The following is a 5,402-nucleotide window of genomic DNA, read 5'->3' as shown; positions in this document are numbered from 1 at the left end:
CCTCACTTCCTTTGAGCAGCGACGTATGACTCGGTTCTCCGGAACCAAGGAAATACGAAATAAACACAGAGATTGAACTGAAGAGTTTGATCCTGGCTCAGATTGAACGCTAGCGGGATGCCTTACACATGCAAGTCGAACGGCAGCACGGACTTCGGTCTGGTGGCGAGTGGCGAACGGGTGAGTAATGTATCGGAACGTGCCCAGTAGCGGGGGATAACTACGCGAAAGCGTAGCTAATACCGCATACGCCCTACGGGGGAAAGCAGGGGATCTTCGGACCTTGCACTATTGGAGCGGCCGATATCGGATTAGCTAGTTGGTGGGGTAACGGCCTACCAAGGCGACGATCCGTAGCTGGTTTGAGAGGACGACCAGCCACACTGGGACTGAGACACGGCCCAGACTCCTACGGGAGGCAGCAGTGGGGAATTTTGGACAATGGGGGAAACCCTGATCCAGCCATCCCGCGTGTGCGATGAAGGCCTTCGGGTTGTAAAGCACTTTTGGCAGGAAAGAAACGTCGCGGGCTAATACCCCGCGAAACTGACGGTACCTGCAGAATAAGCACCGGCTAACTACGTGCCAGCAGCCGCGGTAATACGTAGGGTGCAAGCGTTAATCGGAATTACTGGGCGTAAAGCGTGCGCAGGCGGTTCGGAAAGAAAGATGTGAAATCCCAGAGCTTAACTTTGGAACTGCATTTTTAACTACCGGGCTAGAGTGTGTCAGAGGGAGGTGGAATTCCGCGTGTAGCAGTGAAATGCGTAGATATGCGGAGGAACACCGATGGCGAAGGCAGCCTCCTGGGATAACACTGACGCTCATGCACGAAAGCGTGGGGAGCAAACAGGATTAGATACCCTGGTAGTCCACGCCCTAAACGATGTCAACTAGCTGTTGGGGCCTTCGGGCCTTGGTAGCGCAGCTAACGCGTGAAGTTGACCGCCTGGGGAGTACGGTCGCAAGATTAAAACTCAAAGGAATTGACGGGGACCCGCACAAGCGGTGGATGATGTGGATTAATTCGATGCAACGCGAAAAACCTTACCTACCCTTGACATGTCTGGAATGCCGAAGAGATTTGGCAGTGCTCGCAAGAGAACCGGAACACAGGTGCTGCATGGCTGTCGTCAGCTCGTGTCGTGAGATGTTGGGTTAAGTCCCGCAACGAGCGCAACCCTTGTCATTAGTTGCTACGAAAGGGCACTCTAATGAGACTGCCGGTGACAAACCGGAGGAAGGTGGGGATGACGTCAAGTCCTCATGGCCCTTATGGGTAGGGCTTCACACGTCATACAATGGTCGGGACAGAGGGTCGCCAACCCGCGAGGGGGAGCTAATCCCAGAAACCCGATCGTAGTCCGGATCGCAGTCTGCAACTCGACTGCGTGAAGTCGGAATCGCTAGTAATCGCGGATCAGCATGTCGCGGTGAATACGTTCCCGGGTCTTGTACACACCGCCCGTCACACCATGGGAGTGGGTTTTACCAGAAGTAGTTAGCCTAACCGTAAGGAGGGCGATTACCACGGTAGGATTCATGACTGGGGTGAAGTCGTAACAAGGTAGCCGTATCGGAAGGTGCGGCTGGATCACCTCCTTTCAGAGCTTAGTGCTCGTGTTAAGCGTCCACTCTTATCGGTTGTTTGATATATAGCTGGGATCGGTTGTAGGCTTGGGTCGAGGGAATCTTCCCTGGGTCTTCAGCCACCTGACTGCTGATCCGAAAAGGTTTTGGGTCTGTAGCTCAGTCGGTTAGAGCACCGTCTTGATAAGGCGGGGGTCGTTGGTTCGAATCCAACCAGACCCACCAAGTATTCTGCCAGGCAGGATATGGGGGTGTAGCTCAGCTGGGAGAGCGCCTGCTTTGCAAGCAGGATGTCATCGGTTCGATCCCGTTCACCTCCACCACCGGTTCTTAGGATCCTGGGTGCAGCGTAGAGGCCAACTCATAGTGTCGTGCTCCACGATGTTATGAGTTGGGTTTTACCCAACAGCTATATTCGTTCTTTAACAATCTGGAAGAAGCACAACGAAATGTGCTCATCGAGTAATCGGCGTTTGCTGATGAAGATGGGTACGGGTTGTGATTGCATTAATTTTGTTCCAAGTTCTCAAGACTGGGGTGCAAGCCTCAGACTGCTTTGAAACTTATGAACGGCACAAACGCGAATACTCAGGTCCTATAGCCTACAGCGTTATAGGATCAAGCGACTAAGTGCATATGGTGGATGCCTTGGCGATCACAGGCGATGAAGGACGTAGTAGCCTGCGAAAAGCTGCGGGGAGCTGGCAAACAAGCTTTGATCCGCAGATGTCCGAATGGGGAAACCCACTGCGCAAGCAGTATCCCTGGCTGAATACATAGGCCAGTGGAGGCGAACCGGGTGAACTGAAACATCTCAGTAGCTCGAGGAAAAGAAATCAACCGAGATTCCGAAAGTAGTGGCGAGCGAAATCGGAAAAGCCTTTACGTTTTAGCATTCAGGATAGTCGAACGGGATGGAAAGCCCGGCCGTAGCAGGTGATAGCCCTGTAGACGAAATTCTGAGTGTGGAACTAAGCGTAAGAAAAGTAGGGCGGGACACGTGAAATCCTGTTTGAAGATGGGGGGACCATCCTCCAAGGCTAAATACTCGTGATCGACCGATAGTGAACCAGTACCGTGAGGGAAAGGCGAAAAGAACCCCGGAAGGGGAGTGAAATAGATCCTGAAACCGTATGCATACAAACAGTAGGAGCCTCCTTGTGGGGTGACTGCGTACCTTTTGTATAATGGGTCAGCGACTTACATTCAGTGGCGAGGTTAACCGAATAGGGAAGCCGTAGCGAAAGCGAGTCCGAATAGGGCGATTCAGTCGCTGGGTGTAGACCCGAAACCAGATGATCTATCCATGGCCAGGTTGAAGGCACGGTAACACGTGCTGGAGGACCGAACCCACTAATGTTGAAAAATTAGGGGATGAGCTGTGGATAGGGGTGAAAGGCTAAACAAATCTGGAAATAGCTGGTTCTCTCCGAAAACTATTTAGGTAGTGCCTCAAGTATTACTGCGGGGGGTAGAGCACTGTTATAGCTAGGGGGTCATGGCGACTTACCAAACTATGGCAAACTCCGAATACCCGCAAGTACAGCTTGGGAGACAGAGCACCGGGTGCTAACGTCCGGACTCAAGAGGGAAACAACCCAGACCGCCAGCTAAGGTCCCAAATTATCGCTAAGTGGGAAACGAAGTGGGAAGGCATAGACAGTCAGGAGGTTGGCTTAGAAGCAGCCATCCTTTAAAGAAAGCGTAATAGCTCACTGATCGAGTCGTCCTGCGCGGAAGATGTAACGGGGCTAAGCGATAAACCGAAGCTGCGGGTGTGCACTTTGTGCACGCGGTAGGAGAGCGTTCTGTAAGCCTGCGAAGGTGGCTTGTAAAGGCTGCTGGAGGTATCAGAAGTGCGAATGCTGACATGAGTAGCGATAAAGAGGGTGAAAAGCCCTCTCGCCGTAAGTCCAAGGTTTCCTGCGCAACGTTCATCGGCGCAGGGTGAGTCGGCCCCTAAGGCGAGGCAGAGATGCGTAGCTGATGGGAAGCTGGTTAATATTCCAGCACCGTCGTACAGTGCGATGGGGGGACGGATTGCGGAAGATCATCAGGGTGTTGGATGTCCCTGTTGACGCATCGAAGATGGCGCTTAGGCAAATCCGGGCGCGTAAATCAAGGGTGTGGCACGAGCGAGCATTGCTTGCGAAGTGATTGGAAGTGGTTCCAAGAAAAGCCTCTAAGCTTCAGCTGTACGAGACCGTACCGCAAACCGACACAGGTGGACGGGATGAATATTCCAAGGCGCTTGAGAGAACTCAGGAGAAGGAACTCGGCAAATTGATACCGTAACTTCGGGAGAAGGTATACCCCGGTAGTGTGAAGCGCCTGCGCGCTTAGCATGATGGGGTCGCAGAGAATCGGTGGCTGCGACTGTTTATTAAAAACACAGCACTCTGCAAAGACGAAAGTCGACGTATAGGGTGTGACGCCTGCCCGGTGCCGGAAGGTTAAGTGATGGGGTGCAAGCTCTTGATCGAAGCCCCGGTAAACGGCGGCCGTAACTATAACGGTCCTAAGGTAGCGAAATTCCTTGTCGGGTAAGTTCCGACCTGCACGAATGGCGTAACGATGGCCACACTGTCTCCTCCTGAGACTCAGCGAAGTTGAAGTGTTTGTGATGATGCAATCTACCCGCGGCTAGACGGAAAGACCCCATGAACCTTTACTGTAGCTTTGCATTGATCTGTGAACCGGCCTGTGTAGGATAGGTGGGAGGCTTTGAAGCGTAGTCGCCAGATTACGTGGAGCCATCCTTGAAATACCACCCTGGTTTGTTTGCGGTTCTAACCTTGGTCCGTTATCCGGATCGGGGACAGTGCATGGTGGGCAGTTTGACTGGGGCGGTCTCCTCCCAAAGTGTAACGGAGGAGTTCGAAGGTACGCTAGGTACGGTCGGAAATCGTGCTGATAGTGCAATGGCATAAGCGTGCTTGACTGTGAGACTGACAAGTCGAACAGGTGCGAAAGCAGGACATAGTGATCCGGTGGTTCTGAATGGAAGGGCCATCGCTCAACGGATAAAAGGTACTCTGGGGATAACAGGCTGATACCGCCCAAGAGTTCATATCGACGGCGGTGTTTGGCACCTCGATGTCGGCTCATCTCATCCTGGGGCTGTAGCCGGTCCCAAGGGTATGGCTGTTCGCCATTTAAAGAGGTACGTGAGCTGGGTTTAAAACGTCGTGAGACAGTTTGGTCCCTATCTGCCGTGGGCGTTGGATACTTGACGGAGCCTGCTCCTAGTACGAGAGGACCGGAGTGGACGTACCTCTGGTGTACCGGTTGTCATGCCAATGGCATTGCCGGGTAGCTAAGTACGGAAGAGATAACCGCTGAAGGCATCTAAGCGGGAAACTCGTCTGAAGATTAGGTATCCCGGGGACTTGATCCCCCTGAAGGGTCGTTCGAGACCAGGACGTTGATAGGTCGGGTGTGGAAGCGCAGTAATGCGTTAAGCTAACCGATACTAATTGCCCGTGAGGCTTGATCCTATAACACTGATGGTTATTGACCTGGTTATAGCGTTCCAAGTGTCGTTCAATACAAAATCTGGCTGCACCGTCGGCAGCCAGCCAACATCACACCCCATCGTGCGCGATCATCGAGTTCGACTCTGATCGCCACGCGTTGTGTTTCTTCCCAGATTGGAGCTGTTGCGCCTAGCCGCAGCCGCTCAACCAGTTACGCCTGACGACCATAGCGAGTTGGTCCCACTCCTTCCCATCCCGAACAGGACAGTGAAACGACTTTGCGCCGATGATAGTGGACGGACGTCTGTGAAAGTAGGTCATCGTCAGGCTTTTATT

At 53.0% G+C, this 5,402-nt stretch carries 2 tRNA genes and 3 rRNA genes; all 5 read left to right on the top strand.

Features of this window, described 5'->3' with window-relative positions:
• Nucleotides 1-74: 74 nt before the first annotated feature.
• The 5 genes from A6B37_RS25895 (at nt 75) to rrf (ending at nt 5,395) form a co-directional block, all read left to right on the top strand.
• Nucleotides 75-1,605 (top strand): 16S ribosomal RNA (locus A6B37_RS25895).
• Nucleotides 1,606-1,738: 133 nt separating this feature from the next.
• A tRNA-Ile gene (locus A6B37_RS25890) sits at nt 1,739-1,815 on the top strand.
• A gap of 22 nt (nt 1,816-1,837) precedes the next feature.
• A tRNA-Ala gene (locus A6B37_RS25885) sits at nt 1,838-1,913 on the top strand.
• A gap of 293 nt (nt 1,914-2,206) precedes the next feature.
• Nucleotides 2,207-5,087, top strand: a 23S ribosomal RNA gene (locus A6B37_RS25880).
• Between the two features lie 195 nt (nt 5,088-5,282).
• A 5S ribosomal RNA gene (gene rrf / locus A6B37_RS25875) occupies nt 5,283-5,395 on the top strand.
• The 16S, 23S and 5S rRNA genes sit together here with 2 tRNA genes alongside, the layout of an rRNA operon.
• The last annotated feature ends 7 nt before the right edge of the window (nt 5,396-5,402 follow it).

The sequence above is a fragment of the Achromobacter sp. HZ01 genome (genome assembly GCF_003267925.1).
GTDB lineage: Bacteria > Pseudomonadota > Gammaproteobacteria > Burkholderiales > Burkholderiaceae_B > Achromobacter > Achromobacter pulmonis_A.
The sequence above is the reverse complement of the archived record's forward strand: the minus strand, read 5'-3'. Positions and strand labels throughout refer to the sequence as shown.